The sequence below is a fragment of the Rhizobium sp. YAF28 genome (assembly GCF_052113285.1).
Lineage (GTDB): Bacteria > Pseudomonadota > Alphaproteobacteria > Rhizobiales > Rhizobiaceae > Rhizobium.
This window is the reverse complement of sequence record NZ_JBFRCX010000003.1, coordinates 175,513-199,926: the sequence shown is the minus strand read 5'-3', so window position 1 is coordinate 199,926 and position 24,414 is coordinate 175,513. Positions and strand designations below refer to the sequence as shown.

Below are 24,414 nucleotides of genomic sequence, written 5' to 3'. Positions count from 1 at the left end.
AGCTCATGGCGCTCAGTTTCATCAAAAAGGTCTTCACCTTCGGCAAGCCGGCGGAAGAGCCTGTGCCGGAGGCAGTTGAAAGGGAGCTGGAGCCGCGCTCGCGCGACGAAGATCTGCCAGTTGCTGACGATCCAGTTCTTGCCGAGGAGATGGACACGGCTGGCGGACCTGCGGCCGATCTCGATGAAGCTGTAGCGGAACAGGAGCCTATTGAAGGCGAGCCGGAATTGCTCCCGATCGCCGATGATCTGAGCGATATGGGTGTCGTGCCCTTGTCGCTACTGGAAGCCGAAGCGGAAGCGGCTGCAGATGACGTCGCGGTGGCGCCCCCCTCTGTCGCTTCGGGACATCTCCCCCACAAGGGGAAAGATCATTTGGAGGATGCTGCTGCCGTAAGAGCGGAAGGCAGGGTCGAGCCAACTGAGACATTTCCAGAAGAGATTCCGACTCGCGACGCCCTGGAAATTTCGGCTGAGCTAGAGCAGGATTCTCGTTCCATGCCGATCTCCCCTCTTGGGGAAATGTCCGACAGGACAGAGGAGGGTGCCACCTCCGACAGATCGGCACCGAACCCCATCCTTCCCAAAGGCTTCGCTACCGGACCGGCCGCTGAACCGGAACCGGTAGCCGCGCCGCAGCCGAGACTCTCCTGGTTCCAGCGCCTGCGCAATGGTCTGGCGCGCACCTCCTCGCAGCTTACTGGCCAGATCACCGCACTCTTCACCAAGCGCAAGCTTGACGACGAGACGCTTCAGGATCTCGAAGACCTGCTCATCCAGGCCGACCTCGGCGTCGAGACAGCTATGCGGGTGACCGATACGCTCGCTTCGGAGCGTTACGGCAAGGATGTGACCGGCGAAGATGTCAGCCGTATCATGGCGAACGAAATCGCTAAGGTGCTGAAGCCGGTCGCCAAGCCGCTGCAGCTCGATCTTTCGCACAAGCCGCATGTGATCCTCGTTGTCGGCGTCAACGGCACCGGCAAGACGACGACGATCGGTAAGCTTGCGGCGAAGCTATCTGGCTCCGGCCTGAAGGTGATGCTGGCGGCCGGCGATACGTTCCGTGCTGCGGCCATCGAGCAGCTGAAGATCTGGGCCGATCGCACCAAGTCCGAATTCATCGGCACCAAGCTCGGCGCGGATGCGGCAGGCCTTGCCTATGACGCTTTTGAGCAGGCGAGGGCTAGGAAATGCGATGTGCTGATCATTGATACGGCTGGCCGCCTGCAAAACAAGGCGGAGCTGATGGCCGAGCTCGAGAAGATCGTGCGCGTGCTCGGCAAGCTCGACCCAGATGCGCCGCACACCGTTCTCCAGACGCTCGATGCGACGACGGGCCAGAACGCGCTCAATCAGGTGGAAATCTTCCGCAATGTCGCCGGCGTCAGCGGGCTGATCATGACCAAGCTTGACGGCACGGCGCGCGGCGGCATTCTGGTAGCGATCTCCGCCAAGCATAAGCTGCCAGTCTATTTCATCGGTGTCGGGGAAGGGGTCGACGATCTCGAACCGTTCGAGGCAGAGGATTTTGCGCAGGCCATTGCCGGCATTGGCCAATGATGCCACAGATTAGCCGTTGATGGCTTGCATGCATTGCAAAAAAGCAGGTTTGAAGAAGCATGACGACTGAAAGCGATATTACTCCCAGCGCCGCAGACCGGCATCATCCGCTTCTAAAACTGGCCCTGGAACTCGGACCGCTTATGGTCTTTTTCTTTGCCAATCTGCGTGGTGAATGGCTTGTCGCGCGTTTTCCGGCATTGGCCGAACTCGGCGGTCCGCTCTTCGTGGCGACCGGGCTGTTCATGGGCGCAACTATTCTCTCGCTGGTGGTTTCCAAGATCATGCTCGGCCATCTGCCGATCATGCCCTTCGTTTCGGGCATCGTCGTGTTGATCTTCGGTTCTCTGTCGATCTGGCTGCAGAACGAAACCTTCATCAAGATGAAGCCGACGATCGTCAATGCGCTCTTCGGTTTTGCCCTGCTTGGCGGCCTCGCCTTCGGCAAGTCGCTGCTCGGCTATGTCTTCAACGCCGCCTTCCAGCTCGATGCCGAAGGCTGGCGCAAGCTGACGATCCGCTGGGGTATCTTCTTCCTGTTTCTTGCGGTGCTGAACGAAGTCGTCTGGCGTAATTTCTCGGATAATTTCTGGATTACCTTCAAGGTCTGGGGCACGATGCCGATCACCATCATCTTCACCATGGCGCAGATGCCGCTGGTGCTGAAGCACAGCATTTCCACCGAGGCTGAAAGCGAGAAGTGACTGTTATCGAGGGCACCGACCGGTCACGGCATCAGATCTTCTGGTTTTCCGCCTGCCTTGCGGTGCTGGTCGCGCAGATCGTTGCCGAATATCTGATGGGCCGGGTGCCGATCTGCACTTGCGGCTATGTCAAGCTGTGGGAAGGCACGGTCAATTCCAGCGGCAATTCCCAGCACCTGTCCGACTGGTACACGCCGTCGCATATCATTCACGGTTTCCTGTTCTACGGGCTGGCGCATCTCGTGCTACGCGGCAAGCCGTTTGCGGCGCGCCTGCTCCTGGCTGTTCTCATCGAATCCGGCTGGGAGCTTCTGGAAAATTCGCCTCTGATCATCGACCGCTACCGCACGGCGACGATCTCGCTCGACTATTACGGCGACAGCATCATCAATTCGGCCATGGACACGATCTTCATGGCCATCGGCTTCTTCTTCGCCTCGAGAGCGCCTGTGGCGCTGACCGTTGCCATTGCCATCTTCTTCGAGATTTTCACCGGTTATATGATCCGGGACAATCTGACGCTGAATGTGCTGATGCTGATCTGGCCGGTCGAAGCGATCAAGGTCTGGCAGGGCGGTGTTTAGAGGCTTTCCTGGTCAGAATTCTGCAATCTCACCAGGAAGACTCTAGGAAAGCGGCTTGCCTAGTGCCTTTTCCATTGCTGGAAAAAGACCTTCCTTCAGGCTGATATCGTCGAAGGGGCCGACACGCTTGTAGATGATCGTGCCATCGGGCGCGACAAGATAGCTTTCCGGAATGCCGTAGACGCCCCAGTCGATCGCCGCCTTGCCGTTCGGGTCGACGCCGATGGCGTGGTAGGGATTGCCGAGTTCACCGAGGAAACGCAAGGCGTTCTCGTTCTTGTCCTTGTAGTTGATCGCGACGATATTCAGCCGCCCATCCTCGGCAAGCTGCTTGAGAAGGGGATGTTCATCGCGGCAGGGAATGCACCAGGAGGCGAAGACGTTGACGAGGGTGAGCTTGCCCTTGACCGCTTCATCCGTCAGCGCCGGCAGATTGGAGCCTTCGAGCGGCGGCAGGTTCAGCGACGGCGCCTTGGTGCCGATTAAAGCCGAGGGAATTTCGGCGATATTCTTGCCATGAAAATCCTGGTCGTAGAGCATTTTGGCTGCCGTTGCCGCGATGCCGCCGAAGACGAGCAGCGGGATCAGGGCAAGCGCATAGCGACTGACGCTGCGGCTTTTCGGCCTATTCTCTTGCGGAGCCGCGGTCATTCGTCGTCCTTCGGTCTGGCGGACCGGCGACGGATACCGGCGGCTTCAAGCGCTGCCAATTCCTTCTGGCGTGCACGCCCGTCAGTCCAGGTCCAGAGCGTCACTGCGATCGTCACAATAGCGGCAAAGCCATAGGAGCCGTAGACGTAGAAGGCGTAGGAGCCCATCGTCAGTCCTCCCGGCTTGCCATGCGGGCGGCCATGCGGCGCTGGGAGGCGATGCGGCGGCGCCAGATCTCGTTTCTCATCGCCATCAGATGCAGCGTGAAGAAGAGCAGGGTGAAGGCGATCGCCATGATCAGCAGCGGGCGCAGGAATTCCGGATCGATCGCCGGTCCATCGAGGCGCAGGACGCTTGCAGACTGATGCAGCGTGTTCCACCAGTCGACCGAAAACTTGATGATCGGAATATTGACGAAGCCGACGAGAATGAGGACGGCGGTGACGCGCGCAGCCTTCGAGGGCTCATCCATGGCGCGGTTCAGCGCTATCAGGCCGAGATACATCAGGAAGAGGATGAAGACGGAGGTCAGCCGCGCATCCCAGACCCACCATGTGCCCCACATGGGCTTGCCCCAGAGTGAGCCGGTGACGAGTGCAAGGAGCGTGAAGGCAGCGCCGAGCGGAGCTGCGGCCTTGGCCGAAACATCCGCCAGCGGATGGCGCCAGACGAGCGTGCCGATCGCCGAAATGCTCATGATCGTATAGCACATCATGGAGAGCCAGGCGGAAGGTACATGCACGTACATGATGCGTACCGTCTCGCCCTGCTGATAGTCGCCCTCGGTCGAGAAGCTCAGATAGAGCCCGGTGATAAAACAGAGGGCCGTGATGCCGGCCAGCCATGGAATGACGCGCGATGCCAGCGCCAGAAACCGCGTCGGGTTGGCGAGATCGCTGAATTTGCTGATGGCAAGGCTCGTTTCGCTCATATCCGCTTCCTTACCTTGATCCGCCGGGAGCCGCAATCGAAGCGCCGATCAATCCGCCGTGTTTCTGAGCGCAAGGGCTGCCGCTGCCGGACCGATGACGGCGAAGAAGAGCGTCAGGGCGATGAGGATCAGAAACGGCGGCAGGAAGGGCGACGGTCCCACAACCGCGGCATATGTAGCGCTGACGCCAAAGATCAGCACGGGGATCGTCAGCGGCAGGATCAGTACCGAGACCAGCAGGCCGCCGCGAGGTAGCGCGACGGCAACGGCTGCGCCGACAGCGCCAATGAAGGTGATTGCCGGCGAGCCGACAAGGAGCGTGAGCATGGTCGCGCCGATCGCCGTTTCGTTCATGTTCATGAAGAGGCCGAGCAATGGGGAGGCGATGACGAGCGGCAGGCTTGTCGCCGTCCAGTGTGCGGCGCATTTGATGAGCACGGTCAGCACCAGCGGCGTTTCCTGCATCAGCATCAAATCGAGCGAACCGTCGTCACGCTCCGCCTGGAACAAGCGGTCGAGCCCGAGCAGGGCAGCGAGCAGCGCACCGATCCAGACAATGGCCGGGCCGATGCGGGAGAGAAGTGCAAGATCAGGCCCGACGCCGAACGGGATGACGGCGACGATCGTCAGGAAGAACAGAATGCCGATCAGGGCACCGCCGCCGGCGCGGATGGAGAGTCTCAGGTCACGCAGGAAGAGGGCGGTCATCCCCACACTCCCTGGTCCACCCCGGCAAAACCGGTCATTTTCAATTCCTTAGTCCCTTCCAGCCCAAGAGGTTGATGCGTCGCGGCGACGACAATTCCGCCTTCCCTGCGATGCGCTTCAATCAATTCCGTGAACAACCGGTCTGCACTTGCATCCAGCGCCGCAGTCGGCTCGTCCAGGATCCAGATCGGGCGATGCGCGACCAGAAGCTTGGCGAAGGCGAAGCGGCGTTGCTGGCCGGCCGAGAGGTAGCCGAAGGGCAGGTGGGTAATGCCGGGCAGGCCGACGGCTTCGGCGGCTTCCTCGATGCTCATGCTGGCGGCTTTGCCGGGTCCAAGGAAGGATCTCCAGAAATCCAGATTCTCTGCAACCGTAAGTTCTGTCTTCATGGCGTTACGATGGCCAAGGTAGTGGCTCGCTTCCGCTGCCGGACGCCTCTCGGCACCGACCGAATCAGCGACTGTAACGGAGCCTTTTTCCGGCCTCAAAAGACCGGCGATAACGCGCAATAAAGTGGACTTTCCCGATCCGTTTTTACCCGTCAGAATCAGCGCTTCGCCAGCCTGCAAGTGAAAGGAAACGTTAACGAAAATCAGATCCTCACCGCGCCGGGCTGCCAGATTTTCAGCGGTGAGATGCATGCATCGGCTCTTTCTTCATTGGCACCATCGGCAAGCTCAAAAAATGTCCGATTTTGACCTTTGTCGCTATGGCAAGTCTCTACGAAATTATCTATAAGACCTGCAACCACGCCAGCGGTCGGCGTGAATTTCATCCTTGCGCCGAACTTGGGGTCTTTCCTCACGTGCGGACAGCGGAAATGGCCGTACCCGCATCCTGATGTGCATTAAGTGCATAGGCGTTCGCACGACTGTGTTGGCTATCAGAAACGGGGTCTCTCGTGTCTAAATCTCTTGACAGTTTCAATTGTCGGTCCACGCTTTCCGTGAACGGAAAGGACTACGTCTACTACAGCCTGCCGAAGGCTGAGGCAAACGGTCTCCCCGGCGTATCGAAGCTCCCCTATTCGATGAAGGTGCTGCTGGAAAACCTGCTGCGCTTTGAAGACGGTCAGTCGGTCACCAAGGAGCACATCCTTGCCGTCGCCGAATGGTTGAACAACAAGGGCGCTGTCGAGAATGAAATCGCCTATCGTCCGGCCCGCGTGCTGATGCAGGACTTCACCGGCGTTCCCGCCGTCGTCGACCTTGCCGCAATGCGCGACGCAATGGTCTCGCTCGGCGGCGACCCGGAAAAGATCAATCCGCTTGTTCCCGTCGACCTCGTCATCGACCACTCGGTCATCGTCGACGAATTCGGCACGCCGCAGGCTTTCGCCAGGAATGTCGAGCTGGAATATCAGCGCAACGGCGAGCGTTACCGCTTCCTGAAGTGGGGTCAGCAGGCATTCAAGAATTTCCGCGTCGTTCCTCCGGGCACCGGCATCTGTCACCAGGTCAATCTCGAATATCTCGGCCAGACTGTCTGGACGAAGGAAGAGGACGGCGAAACGATCGCTTATCCGGACACCTGCGTCGGCACCGACTCGCATACGACAATGATCAACGGCCTCGGCGTTCTCGGCTGGGGTGTCGGTGGTATCGAAGCTGAAGCCGCCATGCTCGGCCAGCCGGTCTCGATGCTTCTGCCCGAAGTTATCGGCTTCAAGCTGACCGGCAAGCTGAAGGAAGGCGTAACCGCGACCGACCTCGTTCTGACCGTCGTGCAGATGCTGCGCAAGAAGGGCGTCGTTTCCAAGTTCGTCGAATTCTTCGGCCCGGGCATGGACAACATGCCGCTCGCCGATCGCGCGACAATCGGCAACATGGGTCCGGAATACGGCGCGACCTGCGGCTTCTTCCCGGTCGATGGCGAAACCATCAACTACCTCACGATGTCCGGCCGCACGCATGACCGGATCGCGCTTGTCGAAGCCTATTCGAAGGCCCAGGGCATGTGGCGCGACGGTGATGGTTCCGACCTCGTCTTCACCGACACGCTGGAACTCGACCTCGGCGACGTCGTGCCGTCGATGGCCGGTCCGAAGCGTCCGGAAGGCCGCATCGCGCTCGAAAACATCGCTACCGGCTTTGCCGGTTCGATGGATGCCGACTACAAGAAGCCCGGTCAGCTGAACAACCGCTATGCGGTCGAAGGCACGGATTTCGATCTCGGCCATGGTGACGTCGCGATTGCCGCCATCACCTCCTGCACCAACACCTCCAACCCGTCGGTGCTGATCGCAGCCGGCCTTCTCGCCCGCAATGCCGTTGCCAAGGGCCTGAAGACCAAGCCGTGGGTCAAAACCTCGCTTGCTCCGGGATCGCAGGTCGTCGGCGAATATCTCGCCAAGTCCGGCCTGCAGGCTGACCTCGACAAGCTCGGCTTCAACCTCGTTGGCTTCGGCTGCACGACCTGCATCGGCAATTCCGGCCCGCTGCCGGCGCCGATCTCCAAGACGATCAACGACAAGGGCCTGATCGTTTCCGGCGTGCTCTCGGGCAACCGCAACTTCGAAGGCCGCATTTCGCCCGACGTTCAGGCGAACTACCTCGCTTCGCCGCCGCTCGTCGTCGCCTACGCTCTTGCCGGTACGGTCCAGAAGGATCTGACCAAGGAGCCGATCGGCGAAGACCAGGATGGCAATCCGGTTTATCTCAAGGATATCTGGCCGACTTCAAAGGAAGTTCAGGAATTCATCCTGAAGTACGTCACCCGCGAACTCTACGAAACAAAGTACGCCGACGTCTTCAAGGGTGACGAAAACTGGCAGGCCGTTCAGGTTCCCCCGGGCCAGACCTATGCGTGGGACGACGATTCGACCTATGTCCAGAACCCGCCCTACTTTGTCGGCATGGGCAAGAAGGGCACCGGCATTTCCGACATAAAGGGCGCCCGCGTTCTCGGCCTCTTCGGCGACAAGATCACCACCGACCACATTTCCCCGGCCGGTTCGATCAAGGCTGCTTCGCCGGCAGGCGCCTACCTGCTTGGCCACGACGTCGCAGTTGCCGACTTCAACCAGTACGGCACGCGCCGCGGCAATCACGAAGTGATGATGCGCGGCACCTTTGCCAATATTCGCATCCGCAACTTCATGCTCGGTGCGAACGGCAAGGAAGGTGGCTACACCATCCACTATCCGTCCAAGGAAGAGACCTCGATCTACGATGCGGCCATGCAGTACAAGGCCGAAGGCGTTCCGCTCGTCATCTTCGCCGGCGTGGAATATGGCAACGGTTCCTCGCGTGACTGGGCTGCGAAGGGCACGAACCTGCTCGGCGTCAAGGCCGTGATCGCCCAGAGCTTCGAGCGTATCCACCGTTCGAACCTGGTCGGCATGGGTGTCATCCCCTTCGTCTTCGAAGAGGGCACGACATGGCAGAGCCTCAACCTTAAGGGCGACGAACTCGTTACCATCGAGGGCCTCGAAAACATCAAGCCGCGCGAAAAGAAGATCGCCAAGATCACCTATGCCGACGGCACGGTGAAGGACGTTCCGCTGGTGTCGCGCGTCGACACGCTGGACGAGGTCGTCTACCTCAACAATGGCGGCATCCTGCAGACGGTTCTGCGCGATCTCGCAGCCTGATTGTTAAGATACTTGCCTGATAATGACCGCCGGAGAGCAATTTCCGGCGGTTTTTCTTTGTGGAAAACGAGGCTGTTTCGCTGCTCACGGTGATGTGTTTCGGCCGTCGTCCGCCTGGGGCTCCGTCTCACCCGTTCGTGACTTTCCGTTTGGACCCGGAAGGATTATTCGTACGTTCATATCTCAGAGCCGGCAGTTCAGGACCGCTGCTGACCCTGGAAAAGAGGTGCTGGTGAATGTCCCCGCGTTTTATGATCCCGCTGATCGCCGGGCTTGCTTTTGCAAGTCCGCTCCTCGCCGAAGATGGTACGCCGAAAGGCGTCGTTGAGCTGTTCACGGCGCAGGGCTGCGCCTCCTGTCCGCCGGCCGATGCCGCATTCCGCAAGCTCGTCAGCCAGGGCAATGTCATCGCCCTCGCCTATCACGTCGATTACTGGAATTATCTCGGCTGGGCCGACACGCTGAGCTCGAAGGAAAATACCGAGCGGCAGTACGGCTATGCCCGAATGATGGGCCGCAGCAACGTCTATACGCCGCAGGCAATCGTCAATGGCCGTGACCATCTCGCAGGCGCCGATCTTGCCGGCATCAACGGCAAGATAAATGGCTATGCCAACGAGGGCAAAGGCCTGACCGTGCCTGTCAGCGCTCGCATGAGCGGCGACCAACTAGAGATCAAGCTCGGCGCCGGCCAGGGCAAGGCCAATGTGGTGATCGTCTATTTCGACAAGGAAAAAACGATCGACGTCGAGAAGGGCGAAAACAGCGGCCAGAAGATCTCCTACCTCCACAGCGTGACCGATGTGGAGACCGTCGGTATGTGGGATGGCAAGGCAACGACGCTCACTCTGCCGGCCAGCGTGATGGAAAAACCAGATCTCGAGGGATCAGCGATTCTCTTGCAGTCCGTGACTGATAACGGCGATCCGGGAGCGATCCTCGGCGCGACAGTCGTCATGGCGGGAAAAAATATCTAAGGATTTCATCTACTTGTTGATGAAAGTCAGGCGGCCCGGCCAAGCGTATTCGGGGCTGGGGTTAAGGTCGATACGCTCCGCCGGGCCCTTTGGCGCGCTGGCGCCAAACTGGAGCCTATAGTTCTCTTGGAAATGAGGCGCTGTTTTGACTGAAATGCGGCACACCGGAGAAAGCAGGTTTCGTCCCCAGTGTGACAGTCGGTCCCTTGCAATTTGCCGCGGCTCGGGCAAACTGTCACTCTCCTGTCACACGTGGAGGTCTTGGGAGTCTGATGACAGATACGCCGGATTTGCGACACGGCGAAAGCCGCTCCGTCGACAATAGCTCTTCAACCGTCGTTGATCTCAAGGAATACAGACAAAATAAAGATCCGATGCCAGTGACATTTCACCGGCGGGAGCTCGACCAGATTCTGTGGATCTACGGTCGAATGGTGGGCGAAGGCGAGTGGAAAGACTATGCCATCGACCACACGGGGGAGAAGGCGGTGTTCTCCGTCTTCAAGCGCTCGGGCGAAATGCCGCTCTTCCGCATCGAGAAGAATCCGAAGCTTGCTGCCAAGCAGGGCGCCTTTTCGGTCGTGAACACCAACGGCATGATCCTGAAGCGCGGCCACGAGCTTGGGCCAGTCCTGAAGGTTTTCGACAAATCGCTGAAGCTCGTCGACAAGTAAGCGATATCACCCCTTGAACAGCGTGCCCGGATAGGCCTCAGGATCGGGATGGGTTTCCGTTCCTTCGCCCAGTCTGCGCTGCATCAGCATCGTATCCAGCCAGCGGCCGTGCTTGTAACCGGCGCCCTTCATCAGACCGATCTCTTCAAAACCCAGTGAACGGTGAAGCGAGATAGAAGCCGGGCTTGCACCGCCGATGACGGCGGTCATCTGGCGGAAGCCAGAGACGGTGCAGCGCGAAATCAACTCTCCAAGGAGTAGTTTGCCGATACCCTTGCCGCGCGCCTCCGTGCCCAGATAAATCGAATCCTCGACCAGCCAGCGATAGGCAGGACGGGTGCGGAATGCCGAGGCATAGGCATAGCCGAGCAGGCTTCCGTCCTCGGCTGTAGCGGCGATGTAGGGATAGCCCTGCTCGCGAATGGCGGAGTAGCGAGCCGTCATTTCCGCTTCGTTTGGCGGCACGATTTCATAACTCGAGATGCCGTTCAGCACGGACTCGCGGTAGATTTCAGTAATGGCGGGAAGATCGGAAGGAAGGGTGTCGCGCAGGAGAGGGAGCATTTCGTATCGATCGGCACGGTTGAACGAAGGCTCACGTTGAAGCACTCCAGCGAACCGACCGCAACAAAAAAGGCGGCCGAAGCCGCCTTTTCGTTTTTCAGTCCGGCCTGCTTACTTACGGTTGCCCATGAGCTGCAGCAGGAACATGAAGAGGTTGATGAAGTCGAGGTAGAGCGTCAGCGCGCCCATGATGGCCTTGCGGCCGGCGACGTCATAACCGTCTGCTTCGAAATACATTTCCTTGATGCGCTGCGTGTCGTAGGCGGTGAGGCCTGCAAAGATCAGCACGCCGATCGCGGAGATCGCGAACTGCACGGCGGACGAAGCCAGGAAGATGTTGACGATCGAAGCGATGATCAGGCCGAAGAGGCCCATGATCAGGAACGAACCCATTGCCGACAGGTTGCGCTTGGTCGTGTAGCCGTAAAGCGACAGCGCACCGAAGGAGGCGGCCGTCACGAAGAAGGTCTGTACGATGCTCTGGCCCGTATAGATTATGAAGATTGACGAGAGCGACAACCCGACCAGTGCGGAATAGACCCAGAAAGTGGTCTGCGCTGCAGCCACGCTCATCTGGTTAATACGGAAGCTCAGAAAGAACACGGCAGCAAGCGGTGCAAGGATCACAACCCACCGAAGCGGGCTCGCATAAATAGCCTGACCGAATGCAGTTAGCTCGCCATTGGCGAAAGCGAACTGGAATGACAGATAGGCGGCCACACCAGTGATCGCCAGACCCAGCGCCATCAGGTTGTAGACCTTGAGCATATAAGCGCGGAGGCCTTGATCAATCACTTCGCCGGCTTGTGCGCGGCTTTGATAGTTACGGAGATCAGCCATAGTTTCCTCTTACAAGCTCCGATGGAAATACGGTGTCGGGTTTACGACCCGGGCGCCGCTGCGGAGCTTCCAGCATGCCTGCTGACAATATGAGGCTTTCGTCCAATTCAAACAAGGCCTTTGCAATCTGCCGTTCGGTTAAATCGCCGTAAGGTGAAGGGATTTGGGGCCTTCACCCATTACAGCTCGCGCAAAACTGGTGCTGCCTTCTGTCCGAGGACGCGCCAGGTGCCGATCAAGCCGATACCGACGGTCAATACTAGGGCTGTAACAAGGGTGAGACCTGCGACATCCGGCATGAAGCTGGAGGGTAGGCGCATGATGCGGCTGACGATGAACCAGGCAGCCACACTGCCGGCAAAAAGCGCGAAAATGGCGGTGGCAACACCGAGGATGAGATATTCATAGCTGAAGGCGCGGATCAGCATGGTTCTCGTCGCACCAAGTGTCTTCAGCACCACCGCATCATGCGTGCGCGCCCGATTTCCGGCGGCAAGTGCGCCTGCCAGCACGAGAACGGAGGCGATCAGTGCAACGGAAGCTGCGGCGCGGATCGCAGTCGCAAGCTCGCCGACCAGCTGGTTGACGATATCGATCGCGTCCTTGACGCGCACGCTCGTGATCGTCGGATAGGCGTTGGTCACCGATTTCAGGATCGCGGCGTCTTCAGTCTCGGTCGATGCGGGATCCGTCAGTGTCGCCAACCATGCATGCGGAGCGCCACGAAAGGTGTTCGGCGAGAACACCATGACGAAATTGATCGACAGCGATTCCCATTCGACCCGCCGCAGATTGGCAACTTTGGCAGTGATGTTGCGGCCGAGAACGTTGACGGTGACGGTATCGCCGATCTTGAGGCCCAGTTCATGCGCCTCCTCGCTCGAGAAGGAGACAAGCGGCTCGCCGCTATAGTCCTTGCCCCACCACTGGCCTTCGGTAAGGACGGAATTCTCCGGTGGGCTTTCCTCGTAGGTAATGCCGCGGTCGCCATTCAGCACCCAGCGGCCCGCTGCCGGCACATTCATCTTGGTCACATCCTGGCCATTGAAGGCGATGATGCGGCCGCGCAGCATCGGCACTTCCACCAGCTTGCCATTCGGGGACTGGGTATGGATCAGGTTGCGGAAGGCATCGACCTCGGCGCTCTGGATATCGACGAAGAAGAAGTTCGGCGCACCCTCGTTCATGCGGCCGGTCAGCTGCTGGCGCAGGTTGCCGTCGATCAGTGTGAGGGTGACCAGCAACGCAAGGCCGAGACCGAGCGAGAGGACGACGGAGGGTGTCAGTGCTCCGGGGCGATGGATATTGCCGATCGCCAGCCGCAGCGCCGGCGAGTTGACGCGCGGGCTTCTGCGCGCCAGCCAGGCGATCAAGGCTGCGACGAGGCGCAGGATGACGAAGGCGAAGATGATGGCGCCGACGAAGATCACTGCGATGAAGCGGTCATAGGCGGTAAAGATGGCAAGGCCTGCGAGCGCAGCCATGAAGAGCGCGGCGAGTAACACATAGGGCCAGGAGGGCAGGTGGCGTGCCTCAAAACCCTGCTCGCGGAAGAGTGCGGTTGCCGGCACTTCGCGCGCATGGCCGAGCGGCAGGATGGCAAAGGCAAGCATCGTCAGCATGCCGAAGAGGGCCGCAAGCACTAGAGCGCCGGGATAGAGGGTCGGATCGGTAGAGACCGGCAGGAACTGGGCGAGGAACTGTGCAGCCAGCATCGGGGACAAGGCGCCGAGCACAAGACCGATCAGGATGCCGGCTGCTGCGATGATGGCGATCTGGAAGAGATAGATCCAGACCACGACGGCTGCCGGGGCGCCCAGGCATTTGAAGGTCGCGATCGTCGTACGTTTGGCATCAAGGAAGGCGCGCACGGCATTGGCGACGCCGACGCCGCCGACGATCAGAGCGGTCAGGCCGACCAGCGTGAGGAATTGCGAAAAGCGGGTTATGTTTTCCGTCAGCGATGGGGCGGCGCGATCGCTGGTGCGGACGGACCAACCGGCCGAAGGGAATTCTGTGGTGGCGCGGGCCTGGATACCGCTCATCGTGCTGCGGTCTTCCAGCTTGATCTTGTAGGCATGTTCCACAAGGCTGCCGGTCTGGATCAGGCCGGATGCCTGAAGTGCGTTTCGGCTGACGAGCATGCGGGGGGCGAAGCCGAAGCCTTCCGAGAGCGCATCCGGCTCGGTCTTGACCGTGCCCGTGATGCTGAGCTTGACGTTGCCGAGCAGCAGTTCGTCGCCGATCTGCAATCCCAGTCGCTCCAGCAGCAGTGGAGCTACGACAGCGCCATAGGTGCCGCCTTCGCCTGATAGCAGGGAGGCGAGCGGGTAGTTCGGCTCCGCTTCAAAGGTGCCGTAGAGCGGATAGGCATCGTCGACGGCCTTGACCTCGACCAGCGCTTGATCGGATCCATCCGGCTTGCGAGCCATGGAGCGCAGGCCGGTGGAAACGGAGACTTCGCCAAGGCCACGCAGGAAATTCATTTCCTCTGGCGTTGCCTCGCGGTTGTTAAGCTCGAAGCGGACGTCACCGGCCAAGAGTTCCTGCCCCTGCGAGGCGATCGTATCGGTGATCGACTGTGAGACAGAGTTGACGGCAGCGATCGCGGCGGTGCCGAGCGCGATACAGGCGAGGAAGATGTAGAAGCCCCTCAAGCCGCCGCGCAGCTCGCGAAGGGCCAGACGGAAGGCGAGCGAGATGCGCGGAGTGACGATCGTCATGCAATCGCCGCCTCGGACTGACGGACTGCGCTATCGCCCTCGATGCGCCCGGAGCGGACGCGGATCTGGCGCGAGCAACGATTGGCGAGGCCGATATCGTGGGTCACAAGCAGCAGGGTCATGCCGCGCTCGGCCTGCTTGGAAAACAGGAGGTCGGCAATCTGCCGGCCGGTATCGGTGTCGAGATTGCCGGTCGGCTCGTCAGCAATCAGCAGGGCGGGCGAGGGGGCGATCGCACGGGCGATCGCCACACGCTGCTGCTCGCCGCCCGAGAGCTGGCCGGGATAATGGCTCAGGCGTTCACCAAGGCCGACGGAATTCAGCTCGCGTTCGGCGATCTCGAAGGGGTTGGGAACGTTGGCGAGCTCAAGCGGCACTGCGACATTTTCCAGCGCCGTCATGTTGGCGATCAGATGGAAGGACTGGAAGACGATGCCGATGTTGCGGCCGCGGAAATCGGCGACCTGATCCTCACTCAGCGCATGCAGGGGCGTGTCATTGATGTTGATCTCGCCGCTGTCGAGCTTTTCCAGGCCTGCAAGCACCATCAACAGCGTGGACTTGCCGGAGCCCGAAGGGCCGACGATGCCGACGGATTCGCCCGCGCTGATCTCCAGGTCAATGCCTTTCAGCACATGGACCGAGGCAGCGGCATTACCGAGCGTCAAATCGGCGTGTTTCAGATCGATGATGGTTTTGGCCAACAGAAATCGCCCTATATAGTTCCGTAACCGAATGGCCGCATAACGGCACCTAGCCAATCTAGGGAAAGCATTATGAGATTTAAAGTTGCCGCCCTTCACTTCGCTGTCATCGTCTTCTCGCTGATTTTCTCGACAGTTGCCGAAGCGCGCACGATCAATCTGGTCGGGTTTGGCGACAGCCTGATGGCGGGTTACCAGTTGCCGCCAGGCGACGGCTTTCCCGAGAAGCTGCAGGCAGCACTGAAGGCCGGAGGGATCGACGTTTCGATCACCAATGCCGGCGTCTCGGGCGACACGACCACGGGCGGGCTTGCGCGAATCGACTGGTCCATTCCTGACGGAACCGACGGGGTGATTCTCGAACTCGGCGCCAATGATGCGCTTCGCGGCATCCCGCCGGAGCAGAGCGAAAAGAATCTCGACCAGATGATAAGCCGGTTAAAAGAGCGCGGCATTGCTGTATTCCTTGCCGGCATGATGGCGCCGCCGAACATGGGTGCGGACTATGCCGAACGCTTCAACCCGATCTACCAGAAACTTGCGGAAAAACATGGGGTTGAGCTTTATCCATTTTTTCTCGACGGTGTGGTCCTGGATGCCGGCCTGAAGCTCGATGATGGCATGCATCCCAATGCCAAGGGGGTGGATGTGATGGTGGAGAAGATGGAGCCGGCTGTCACAAAATTCGTCGAGACGATTTCTTCTGTGAAGAAATAGGGGCTTGCACAGGTTTGTAATGCGTGATTCCGTGTGAGCACCTGCAAAAGATTCGGGGAGTGCTCGTTATGCCGAGACTTTTTACCGCCCTCGAAATTCCGCGCAATGCGGCGATGAGCCTGTCATTGTTGCGCGGTGGTCTTCCCGGAGCACGATGGATCGATGTGGAGAATTACCACATCACACTTCGCTTCATCGGCGATGTCGATGGACGCACGGCAGACGAAATCGTCGAGCGTCTCGATCGCATCGACCGGCCGGAATTCCAGCTCCGGCTTGAAGGCATCGGCTCCTTCGGCTCCAAAAAACCGCATTCGATCTGGGCGGGAGTTTCTCCTTCGCCTGAAATGTACGCCTTGCAGGGCGAGATCGAGCGGATCTGCCAGCGCATCGGCCTGCCGCCGGACCCGCGCAAGTTCACGCCGCATGTCACGCTTGCCCGCCTGAAATATTCGCGCGTCGACGATGTCGTCCATTACCTCGCCGGCCGCGGCAACTTCCAGACCTCGACCTTCACCGTGCCGCGCTTCGTGCTTCTGTCGTCGCGCGAATCGGTTGGCGGCGGACCTTACCTGACTGAAGAGGTCTTCCCGCTCCACGAGCCAAGGCTGGTGCCGAGCCTCTCTACCAGCGTGCTACAGCCGCTGAAGAGCCTGGCGTAAACGAACTCGAAGTCTTCCCGGTCGCCATAATAGGGATCGGGAATATCTTCCCCGGTGCCGAGCGCGAAATCGCCGAAGAGATGGACGTTGTCTGCGTACGATGAACGCCGGCTCAATTCCGCGACATTCGAGCGGTCCATGGCGAGGATCAGATCGAAATCGTCAAAATCCTCAGGTAATATCTTCCGGGCGCGCTGCCCGGTGATGTCGATGCCATGCGCGCTTGCGGTGATGATCGAGCGTCGGTCGGGAAGTTCTCCCTGATGCCAGCCGCCGAGACCGGCGGAACCGATGCGGAAAGCATCGCCAAGGCCCGCCTCACCCGCGACATGGCAAAATATCCCCTCGGCAAGCGGAGAGCGGCAGATATTGCCCATGCAAACAAAGAGGATGCTGATACGTTTCATCTGAGGATCCGACGGAAGGATGAAAGGAACATGGCATGAAAATGGAAAAGCTGGAAAGGCCGGCAATCAACCAGTTGCTTGGCGAACTCACGGGTTGGACGCTCGATGATGTGGCAGGTTCGATTTCGAAGACATTCAAATTCGCGAATTTCGTGGAAGCTTTCGGTTTCATGACGGAATCGGCGCTTGCGGCCGAAAAACTCAACCATCATCCGGAATGGTTCAACGTCTATTCCCGCGTCGAGGTGAAGCTCAACACGCATGATGCTGGCGGGTTGACGGAGCTGGATTTCAAGCTCGCAAAGGCCATGGAGAAGGCGGCGGCGCGGCGGGCTTGATTGAATCGGCCGATTGAAACGGCTTGCGCCGTCACCATATTTTCGGAGCGACCATAAGGGATATCGGGATGGACGACGTCAAATACGGGGAAATTCTGTTGCCGGGCGACGAGGATACGCAGAACCGTCGTGAAAAGACGGTGCGGCAGAAATTCTGGCCGACCTTTCGCCGCGCCGTGCGGCAGATTCCATTCTCCCGCGATGTGGTTGCCGGTTTCTATTGCGCGCTCGATCCGCAGACGCCCACCAGAGTGCGCGGCGTTCTTCTGGCAGCCCTTGCCTACTTCGTCATGCCGGTCGATATCATCCCCGATATCTTCGCCGTTATCGGCTTTTCGGACGATGTCGCTGTCCTGTCGGCAGCCTTTGCCATGGTGAGGGGCAATATCCGGCCGAGCCACTACGAGGCGGCCGATCGCGTTCTCGCGGACCGTTCCGAAGACGGCATGAAGACGATCTAAAGCGCGTCGCGATCTTTCAGATCCGCTCGCCGCGCTTTAGGTCTTTGTTTTACGCATGTCGTTATCGCAAAACCGCTGCACACTTTTGCGCGACATGCTTTAGACCTCTTCTCGCTCCAGCAGGTTTCTGAGCTTGCCGAAGGCGAGCCTGATGCGCGATTTCACCGTGCCGAGCGGCAGGCCGGTCGCATCTGCGATTTCGGTATGCGACTGGCCAAGGAAGAAGGCAGCCTGCAGCAGCGCCCGCTGCTCCTCGGGCAACTGACTGACGGCATCGCGCACCTGGGCATCGCGGTCGTCATTGGCGACGATTTCGTCGGCGCGCAATTCCGCCGGCGGCTGCAGCGTCGGATCCTCGCCATCGAGAACACGAACCTGAGCGCGGCGCTGCAGATCGATGCGCCGGTTGCGGGCGATGCAAAAAAGCCAGGTGGAAAGCGAGGATCGGGCCGGGTCATAGAGGGCGGCCTTATGCCAGAGAACGATCATGATTTCCTGCACCAGTTCCTCGGCCTCGCCTGGTGTCATTTTCTGGCGCATCAGCCATGATTTCAGGCGCGGTGCGAAATAGTCGAAGAGTACGGAGAATGCGGACTCGTCGCGCTCATCGGCAACGGCCTTTGCGAGGGCAGCGAAACGCTGTCTTTCCTCGGCATCCATCCCTCTCACGAACTCCCTGCAGTCAAGATTTCGGTCTGAATTTCCTTATCTTAACGACCTACAACGGATTTTAGAAAGGTCAAACTCTTGCCTGAATCTTTGTGTCTTAAATTCACCCGAACCGATGGGCTGGGCCATCAAGACAGAGCGCAATCCCACGCGCCGCTGTCGGTTCGCAAGTTAACAGTCGGGCGAAAATGAAACAGGCAGATACAATTCGCAGCCATTGTTGACCATTTGGTAACCTGAATTAAGTCAAAATAAAGCAGATCGTGATTATGCGCCGCCCGCAATGATCGCTTCGGGCCTTGAACCGCAAGAACCGGCAGGAATTCCATGTTCGTAAAAAGTATCGTATCCGCTTTCGCCCTCACAGTTGTTATGACCGGAGTGGCGGCAGCGCAGCAGGCGGCTCCGACCCGCATCCAGCAGTTCCAGGCATGGGGCGCTTATTCCTATAAATCGGGCGCTTCCACCGTCTGCTACGTGCTTTCGGTGCCGACCGCCAAGCAGCCGGCGAGTGTCGATCACGGCGACAATTTCTTCATCGTGTCGCAGCGCCCGGGTCAGAACATCTCCTACGAGCCGCAGGCGATGATGGGCTATTCGCTGCAGGAAAACTCCAAGGTCAACGTGGTCATCGACAACAAGACCTTCGTGATGTTTACCAAGGACAAGGCCGCCTGGGTCGAGAACGCCGCGCAGGAGCCTGCGCTCGTCGCAGCCATGAAGACGGGTCATTCCATGACTGTCAACGCGGTTTCGCGCAAGGGTACCGGCACCTCTTACAGCTATTCGCTCTCAGGCATTTCGGCCGCGCTGAAGCAGATCGAAAGCTGCAAGTAAGCTGATTACTTCAGGCAATGTTTCGAAGGCCGGCCTTGTGCTGGCCTTCGTCGTTTCCATCTATAGTGACGTGGGCCGAAAATGATGCTAAAGCGGCGCGCAACTGCGGAAGGATGGCGATCTTATCGCCGCTCCGCCCATTCATTTCTGCAATCATGCGTCAACGGCCCCGTAAGTCTTCCGGCTTTCCGGGATGGTTGCCATGTTGAGTTCGGGATTAGAAGATTATGTCCGTTATGGATGCGATGACCGTTGCCAAGCCTGCTGCGCGGGCGCCTCTCGGCACGGAGCTTTCGCCAAAGCCCTCGCTGATCGGTCTGACGCGCGAGGAAATGGGTGCGGCGCTGCGCGAAAAGGGCGTGCCGGACAAGCAGATCAAGATGCGCGTTTCGCAGCTCTGGAACTGGATCTATGTGCGCGGCGTCTCCGACTTCGACCACATGACGAATGTCGCCAAGGACATGCGCGAGATGCTGAAGCAGCATTTCACCATTGCCCGGCCTGAAATCGTCGAAGAACAGATTTCCAACGACGGTACGCGCAAGTGGCTGCTACGCTTTCCGCCGCGCGGCGCCGGCCGTCCGGTCGAGATCGAGGCTGTCTACATTCCCGAGGAAGGGCGCGGCACGCTCTGCATTTCCAGCCAGGTCGGCTGCACACTGACCTGTTCCTTCTGTCATACCGGCACGCAGCGGCTGGTGCGCAACCTGACGGCCGAGGAAATCCTCTCCCAGCTTCTGTTGGCCAGAGACCGGCTGGGCGACTTCCCGGACCGCGACGTGCCGGTCGGCGCCGTCGTGCCCGCCGAGGGCCGCAAGGTCAGCAACATCGTGATGATGGGCATGGGCGAGCCGCTCTATAATTTCGACTCCGTGAAGCAGGCCTTGCTGATTGCTACGGATGGTGATGGCCTATCGTTGTCCAAGCGCCGCGTAACGCTTTCTACCTCGGGCGTCGTGCCTGAGATCTTCCGAACCGGCGATGAAATCGGCGTCATGCTGGCGATCTCGCTGCATGCGGTGCGCGACGACCTGCGCGATATCCTCGTGCCGATCAACAAGAAGTATCCGCTGAAGGAACTGATCGACGCCTGCCGGAGCTATCCGGGGCTTTCGAATGCACGGCGCATCACGTTTGAATATGTGATGCTGAAGGACGTCAATGACAGCCTGGAAGACGCCAAGGGGCTCATCCAGCTTCTGAAGGGCGTGCCGGCAAAGATCAATCTCATCCCTTTCAATCCCTGGCCGGGCACGAACTACCAGTGTTCCGAATGGTCGCAGATCGAGAAGTTTGCCGATTTCATCAATTCGGCCGGCTACGCTTCGCCGATCCGCACGCCGCGTGGCCGCGACATTCTCGCCGCCTGCGGCCAGCTCAAGTCAGAATCCGAGCGCATGCGCAAAACCGAGCGCCTTGCCTTCGAAGCGATGATGATCGCCAACCACGGCGCCGATGACTGATCAGCAAGTTTGATCCTCATTACAATTCTCCGCGATTGATTAAAGGGGGCGCTTTTCCTAAAAGTGCCTCCAAAATCATCTTGGAGGACACTCATGCGTTCAATTCTTCTGGCTTTTGCCGCAACTTTGGCCGTGACGCTGCCGGCGAAGGCCGATGATGTCACGGTTGCCGTAACTGCGATCGTCGAACATCCGGCGCTCGATGCGGCCCGCAACGGCGTGCGCGATGCGCTGGCCGCTGCCGGCTACAAGGAAGGCGAGAACCTCAAGTTCGTCTTCGAATCCGCGCAGGGCAATCCGGCAACGGCAGCCCAGATCGCTCGCCAGTTCGCGGGTGACGAACCCAATGTCATCGTGCCGATCTCCACGCCGTCGGCCCAGGCCGTCGTTTCCTCAACGCGTGATATCCCCGTCGTCTTTACCGCCGTGTCCGATCCGCTCGGCGCGCAGCTTGTCAAAAACATGGACAAGCCAGGTGGCAACGTGACCGGTCTTTCCGACATGTCGCCGGTCGGCGAGCATATCGCGCTCATCAAGGAAATCCTGCCGAACGTGAAGACGATCGGCTACCTCTACAATTCCGGCGAGGCGAACTCCGTCTCGCTGCTCGCCGCGCTGAAGGCCGAAGCCGACAAGGCCGGCATCACCATTGTTGAATCGGCTGCAACGAAGTCCGCCGAAGTGCAGGGCGCAGCGCGTGCGCTCGTCGGTCGCGCCGACGCCATCTACATCCCGACCGATAACACGATCATCTCGGCCCTCGAAGGTGCGGTTGCCGTTGCGGAAGAAAGCAAGCTGCCGCTCTTTACCGCTGATACGGATTCCGTTTCGCGTGGCTCGATCGCAGCGCTTGGCTTCAACTACTATGATGTCGGCAAGCAGACGGGAGAGATCGTCGTGCGGGTGCTGAAGGGTGAAAACCCGGGCGACATCGCGGTGAAGACCGCAGCTGGCAGCGACCTCGTCATCAACAAGGCTGCCGCAGCCAAGATGGGCGTGACTCTGCCGGAAAGCGTCGTTTCACGCGCCAACAAGGTCATTGAATAAACGGCCGTCGTTCCAAGGTCTTAGTGACAATCAGCCGCTCCCGTCTGCACGGGGCGGCTGTTGCATTACAGCGCCGCGCGCCAGATGGCGCGCAAAGGACGCTGTAACAGTGTAAAAACTGCGCATAATCCTTTCCTTAAATCGGTTCCGATTTAAGGGGTTATGCGCTAAAAGGCTCCGGTTTCGCGACGGGCGGAACGGAAACAAAAAGGGGCTGAAAGCCTTGAGCCAAATCGCATTCTGGGGGGCCGTCGAGCTCGGCCTGGTCTATTCTTTCGTCGCTCTCGGCGTCTATCTAGCTTTCCGAGTCCTCGATTTTCCGGACCTGACGGTGGACGGCTCGTTTCCGCTCGGTGCAGCCGTGACAGCCGTATTGATCATCGCCGGCGTCAATGCGTGGGTTGCGGCGCTGATCGCGATGGGAGCGGGGGCTGCTGCCGGCATGGTGACGGCACTCCTCAATGTGCGCTTCAAGATCCTCAACCTTCTCGCCTCGATCCTGACGATGATTGCGCTTTTTTCCGTCAATCTACGGGTGATGGGAAAGCCGAATGTCGCGCTCATCAATGCCGATACGATGATCAGCCCCTTCTTCGGCCATGGGCTCAGGGATTTTTACGTGCGGCCGCTCTTCGTTGGCGTTCTGGTTGTCATCGCTGTCATCGTCGTCTGGCGCTTCCTTGAAAGCGATGCCGGGCTTGCGATGCGTGCGACAGGCGCCAATGCCCGCATGGCCCGTGCGCAGGGCGTCGATACCAGCCGGCAGATCTATCTGGGCATGGCGATTTCCAATGCGCTGGTGGCGCTTGGCGGCGCGCTCTTTGCGCAGACCAACGGTTTTGCGGATGTCACTTCGGGTGTCGGCACCATCGTCGTCGGCCTAGCTGCCGTCATCATCGGTGAGACGCTGCTCGGTCGGCGCGGACTGCTGATTGCACTTGTCGGATGCGTGTTCGGCTCGATCATCTACCGCATCGCCATCCAGCTTGCGCTGTCGAGCGATGTCATCGGCCTGCAGGCCTCCGACCTCAATTTCGTGACCGCGGTTCTCGTGACGGTCGCGCTTATTCTTCCCCGCCTTCGCGGAGGTGCCGCATCGTGATCAGTGTCAAGGATATCAAGGTTGTTTTCGGGCGTGGCACGCCGCTGCAGAAACAGGCGCTGAACGGTGTCAGCCTCACTATTGAGGAGGGCTCTTTCGTGACCGTCATCGGCTCCAACGGCGCCGGCAAATCGACATTGCTCGGCGTGCTTGCTGGCGATGTCATTCCGAGCGAAGGCTCGGTTCTGATCGGCAAGACCGATGTGACGCGCAAGTCCACATCGGCACGCGCCGGTCTGGTGGCACGTGTCTTCCAGGATCCGCTGACGGGAAGCTGCGGTGCGCTGTCAATCGAGGAGAACCTTGCTCTAGCCGCCCGCCGTGGCGAAAAACGTGGGCTTGCATCAGCGCTTGGCGGCAACAGGCGCGACTATTTCCGGGAGCGGATTGCGGAGCTGAACCTCGGGCTGGAAAACCGGCTGAAGGACCGAATGGATCTTCTCTCGGGTGGCCAGAGGCAGGCCGTGTCGCTCGTCATGGCGACGCTTGCCGGCTCCGAAGTGCTGCTGCTCGATGAACATACGGCAGCGCTCGATCCGGGCATGGCGGAGTTCGTGATGAACCTCACGCAGAAGATCGTCTCGGAGCGCAAGCTGACGACGATGATGGTGACACATTCCATGCGGCAGGCGTTGGATTACGGCCACCGCACGATCATGCTGCATGGCGGCGAGATCGTTCTCGACGTGGCCGGCGACAATAGGAAGAACCTGCAGGTTGAAGACCTGATCGCCATGTTCCGCAAGATGCGTGGCCAAACGCTCGATGACGACGCCTTGCTGATAGGCTGATCAGCGTGCCTGTGTAAGCAGGATCTTGGCGGCAAAGACCGAGAAGACGCCGGCAAAAGTATAATCCATGCCGCGCAGCACCTTCCTGTTGTTCTGCAGCCAGCTCGACAGCCAGTCGGCCGCCATGACGACGGCCGCGTTGACCGGCATGCCGATCACGATAAAGCAGAAGCCGAGGAAGAGCAGCTTGTGCGTGACGGCGGGATCGTTGGCGCTGACGAACTGCGGCAGGAAGGTCATGAAGAAGATGATGACCTTCGGGTTCAGTAGGTTAACCCAGAAACCCGAGGAAATGTTCGACAGGATGGTGCCCTTCGGGCCTTCGACCTTGGCAACCGTCAGCTTCGAGCCGTAGCGGATCGCCTGCACGGCCAGCCAGAAAAGATAGGCCGCACCGCCGGTCTTCAGGATCAGGAAGGCGGTCGGGGAAGCGGTAATCAGTGCCGAAATACCGAAGGCAACCAGCATCGTGTGTACGACGATGCCGAGGCTCGTGCCGAGCACCACGAAAAGCGCTGCCTTCTTGCCCTGCGCAAGCGCACGGCTGATCGACAGAGTCATGTCGGGGCCTGGTGTCGCCGCAAGCAACAGTGTGGCGGCGGCAAAGGCGAGAAGCGTCGGAAAGCTCGGCAGGAAATCCATGGTCTACTCTGAAAGCCGGAAAGTTCTGACGATCTCTTACCCGGCTTTCTGAAAATTACCAATC

General features: G+C 59.5%; 27 protein-coding genes. 15 read left to right on the top strand and 12 right to left on the bottom strand.

What is annotated here, in order from left to right:
- Positions 1-5: 5 nt before the first annotated feature.
- The 3 genes from ftsY to AB4Z13_RS08685 are packed head-to-tail and all read left to right on the top strand — an operon-like array spanning position 6 to position 2,850.
- Positions 6-1,562, top strand: coding sequence for a signal recognition particle-docking protein FtsY (gene ftsY, locus AB4Z13_RS08695; RefSeq protein ID WP_439016801.1), 1,557 nt, complete (start codon positions 6-8; stop codon positions 1,560-1,562).
- A gap of 59 nt (positions 1,563-1,621) precedes the next feature.
- Entirely contained in the window at positions 1,622-2,266 is a 645-nt protein-coding gene (locus AB4Z13_RS08690) for a septation protein A (RefSeq protein WP_113319771.1), read from the top strand.
- The gene (locus AB4Z13_RS08685; RefSeq protein WP_439016800.1) at positions 2,263-2,850 is read left to right on the top strand and encodes a DUF2585 domain-containing protein; all 588 of its coding nucleotides are present in this window, start codon (positions 2,263-2,265) and stop codon (positions 2,848-2,850) included. Before AB4Z13_RS08690 ends, AB4Z13_RS08685 begins: the two co-directional genes overlap by 4 nt.
- Before the next feature lie 42 nt (positions 2,851-2,892).
- Here the strand turns inward: AB4Z13_RS08685 and AB4Z13_RS08680 are convergent, their stop codons facing one another.
- Genes AB4Z13_RS08680 through ccmA form a run of 5 tightly spaced genes read right to left on the bottom strand, consistent with a single transcriptional unit; the run spans position 2,893 to position 5,781 of the window.
- Positions 2,893-3,501, bottom strand: a complete 609-nt coding sequence (locus AB4Z13_RS08680; RefSeq protein ID WP_439016799.1) for a DsbE family thiol:disulfide interchange protein — start codon at positions 3,499-3,501, stop codon at positions 2,893-2,895.
- A complete protein-coding gene (gene ccmD, locus AB4Z13_RS08675; RefSeq protein WP_439016798.1) occupies positions 3,498-3,668 on the bottom strand; it encodes a heme exporter protein CcmD in 171 nt (56 codons plus the stop codon). The genes AB4Z13_RS08680 and ccmD overlap by 4 nt, the downstream gene beginning before the upstream one ends.
- A 2-nt stretch (positions 3,669-3,670) precedes the next feature.
- Positions 3,671-4,432 (bottom strand): heme ABC transporter permease, encoded by a 762-nt coding sequence (locus AB4Z13_RS08670; protein ID WP_439016797.1) that lies wholly within the window; start codon positions 4,430-4,432, stop codon positions 3,671-3,673.
- A 48-nt stretch (positions 4,433-4,480) separates the two neighbouring features.
- Positions 4,481-5,140: a heme exporter protein CcmB gene (gene ccmB, locus AB4Z13_RS08665; protein WP_007814552.1), complete on the bottom strand. Its 660-nt coding sequence runs from the start codon at positions 5,138-5,140 to the stop codon at positions 4,481-4,483.
- The gene (ccmA, locus tag AB4Z13_RS08660; RefSeq protein ID WP_439016796.1) at positions 5,137-5,781 is read right to left on the bottom strand and encodes a heme ABC exporter ATP-binding protein CcmA; all 645 of its coding nucleotides are present in this window, start codon (positions 5,779-5,781) and stop codon (positions 5,137-5,139) included. The genes ccmB and ccmA overlap by 4 nt, the downstream gene beginning before the upstream one ends.
- Positions 5,782-6,041: 260 nt before the next feature.
- On the opposite strand from ccmA, the gene acnA reads away from it, so the two are divergent.
- The 3 genes from acnA to AB4Z13_RS08645 all read left to right on the top strand — a co-directional run bounded on the left by acnA (position 6,042) and on the right by AB4Z13_RS08645 (position 10,383).
- Positions 6,042-8,732: an aconitate hydratase AcnA gene (gene acnA / locus AB4Z13_RS08655; RefSeq protein ID WP_439016795.1), complete on the top strand. Its 2,691-nt coding sequence runs from the start codon at positions 6,042-6,044 to the stop codon at positions 8,730-8,732.
- A 236-nt stretch (positions 8,733-8,968) separates the two neighbouring features.
- Positions 8,969-9,709 carry a DUF1223 domain-containing protein gene (locus AB4Z13_RS08650; protein WP_439016794.1) on the top strand — a complete coding sequence of 247 codons (741 nt, stop codon included), beginning with the start codon at positions 8,969-8,971 and terminating at the stop codon, positions 9,707-9,709.
- Between the two features lie 272 nt (positions 9,710-9,981).
- A complete protein-coding gene (locus tag AB4Z13_RS08645) occupies positions 9,982-10,383 on the top strand; it encodes a DUF2794 domain-containing protein (protein WP_113319764.1) in 402 nt (133 codons plus the stop codon).
- 6 nt (positions 10,384-10,389) lie between these two features.
- Here AB4Z13_RS08645 and AB4Z13_RS08640 read toward each other — a convergent pair whose 3' ends face one another.
- The 4 genes from AB4Z13_RS08640 to AB4Z13_RS08625 all read right to left on the bottom strand — a co-directional run bounded on the left by AB4Z13_RS08640 (position 10,390) and on the right by AB4Z13_RS08625 (position 15,214).
- A complete protein-coding gene (locus tag AB4Z13_RS08640; protein WP_439016793.1) occupies positions 10,390-10,947 on the bottom strand; it encodes a GNAT family N-acetyltransferase in 558 nt (185 codons plus the stop codon).
- Positions 10,948-11,058: 111 nt separating this feature from the next.
- Entirely contained in the window at positions 11,059-11,787 is a 729-nt protein-coding gene (locus tag AB4Z13_RS08635; RefSeq protein ID WP_439016792.1) for a Bax inhibitor-1/YccA family protein, read from the bottom strand.
- 179 nt (positions 11,788-11,966) lie between these two features.
- Positions 11,967-14,510, bottom strand: coding sequence for an ABC transporter permease (locus AB4Z13_RS08630; protein ID WP_439016791.1), 2,544 nt, complete (start codon positions 14,508-14,510; stop codon positions 11,967-11,969).
- Entirely contained in the window at positions 14,507-15,214 is a 708-nt protein-coding gene (locus AB4Z13_RS08625) for an ABC transporter ATP-binding protein (RefSeq protein ID WP_439016790.1), read from the bottom strand. The genes AB4Z13_RS08630 and AB4Z13_RS08625 overlap by 4 nt, the downstream gene beginning before the upstream one ends.
- 72 nt (positions 15,215-15,286) lie before the next feature.
- Here AB4Z13_RS08625 and AB4Z13_RS08620 point away from each other — a divergent pair, with 72 nt between their 5' ends.
- Together AB4Z13_RS08620 and thpR are read left to right on the top strand one after the other, a co-directional pair.
- On the top strand, positions 15,287-15,931 hold the full coding sequence (locus tag AB4Z13_RS08620; RefSeq protein ID WP_439016789.1) for an arylesterase: 645 nt from the start codon (positions 15,287-15,289) through the stop codon (positions 15,929-15,931).
- Between the two features lie 68 nt (positions 15,932-15,999).
- Positions 16,000-16,593: an RNA 2',3'-cyclic phosphodiesterase gene (gene thpR, locus AB4Z13_RS08615; RefSeq protein ID WP_007814535.1), complete on the top strand. Its 594-nt coding sequence runs from the start codon at positions 16,000-16,002 to the stop codon at positions 16,591-16,593.
- Here thpR and AB4Z13_RS08610 read toward each other — a convergent pair.
- Entirely contained in the window at positions 16,500-17,000 is a 501-nt protein-coding gene (locus AB4Z13_RS08610; protein WP_113319760.1) for a low molecular weight protein-tyrosine-phosphatase, read from the bottom strand. The genes thpR and AB4Z13_RS08610 overlap by 94 nt on opposite strands.
- 35 nt (positions 17,001-17,035) lie before the next feature.
- Here AB4Z13_RS08610 and AB4Z13_RS08605 point away from each other — a divergent pair, with 35 nt between their 5' ends.
- On the top strand, positions 17,036-17,338 hold the full coding sequence (locus AB4Z13_RS08605; protein ID WP_113319759.1) for a 4a-hydroxytetrahydrobiopterin dehydratase: 303 nt from the start codon (positions 17,036-17,038) through the stop codon (positions 17,336-17,338).
- 68 nt (positions 17,339-17,406) lie between these two features.
- Positions 17,407-17,799: a YkvA family protein gene (locus AB4Z13_RS08600; protein ID WP_113206154.1), complete on the top strand. Its 393-nt coding sequence runs from the start codon at positions 17,407-17,409 to the stop codon at positions 17,797-17,799.
- Positions 17,800-17,898: 99 nt separating this feature from the next.
- Here AB4Z13_RS08600 and AB4Z13_RS08595 read toward each other — a convergent pair whose 3' ends face one another.
- Positions 17,899-18,459, bottom strand: coding sequence for a sigma-70 family RNA polymerase sigma factor (locus AB4Z13_RS08595; RefSeq protein ID WP_113319757.1), 561 nt, complete (start codon positions 18,457-18,459; stop codon positions 17,899-17,901).
- 336 nt (positions 18,460-18,795) lie between these two features.
- Here AB4Z13_RS08595 and AB4Z13_RS08590 point away from each other — a divergent pair, with 336 nt between their 5' ends.
- The 5 genes from AB4Z13_RS08590 (at position 18,796) to AB4Z13_RS08570 (ending at position 23,708) form a co-directional block, all read left to right on the top strand.
- The gene (locus AB4Z13_RS08590; RefSeq protein ID WP_113319756.1) at positions 18,796-19,305 is read left to right on the top strand and encodes an invasion associated locus B family protein; all 510 of its coding nucleotides are present in this window, start codon (positions 18,796-18,798) and stop codon (positions 19,303-19,305) included.
- A gap of 227 nt (positions 19,306-19,532) precedes the next feature.
- Positions 19,533-20,768 (top strand): 23S rRNA (adenine(2503)-C(2))-methyltransferase RlmN, encoded by a 1,236-nt coding sequence (gene rlmN, locus AB4Z13_RS08585; RefSeq protein WP_439016788.1) that lies wholly within the window; start codon positions 19,533-19,535, stop codon positions 20,766-20,768.
- Positions 20,769-20,861: 93 nt separating this feature from the next.
- Complete coding sequence (locus tag AB4Z13_RS08580; RefSeq protein WP_310385043.1) at positions 20,862-21,815, top strand: ABC transporter substrate-binding protein; 954 nt, start codon at positions 20,862-20,864, stop codon at positions 21,813-21,815.
- 223 nt (positions 21,816-22,038) lie between these two features.
- Entirely contained in the window at positions 22,039-22,917 is an 879-nt protein-coding gene (locus AB4Z13_RS08575) for an ABC transporter permease (RefSeq protein WP_310385041.1), read from the top strand.
- Complete coding sequence (locus tag AB4Z13_RS08570) at positions 22,914-23,708, top strand: ABC transporter ATP-binding protein (protein ID WP_310385039.1); 795 nt, start codon at positions 22,914-22,916, stop codon at positions 23,706-23,708. The genes AB4Z13_RS08575 and AB4Z13_RS08570 overlap by 4 nt, the downstream gene beginning before the upstream one ends.
- Here AB4Z13_RS08570 and AB4Z13_RS08565 read toward each other — a convergent pair whose 3' ends face one another.
- On the bottom strand, positions 23,709-24,350 hold the full coding sequence (locus tag AB4Z13_RS08565; protein ID WP_113299633.1) for a LysE family translocator: 642 nt from the start codon (positions 24,348-24,350) through the stop codon (positions 23,709-23,711).
- Positions 24,351-24,414: the final 64 nt, after the last annotated feature.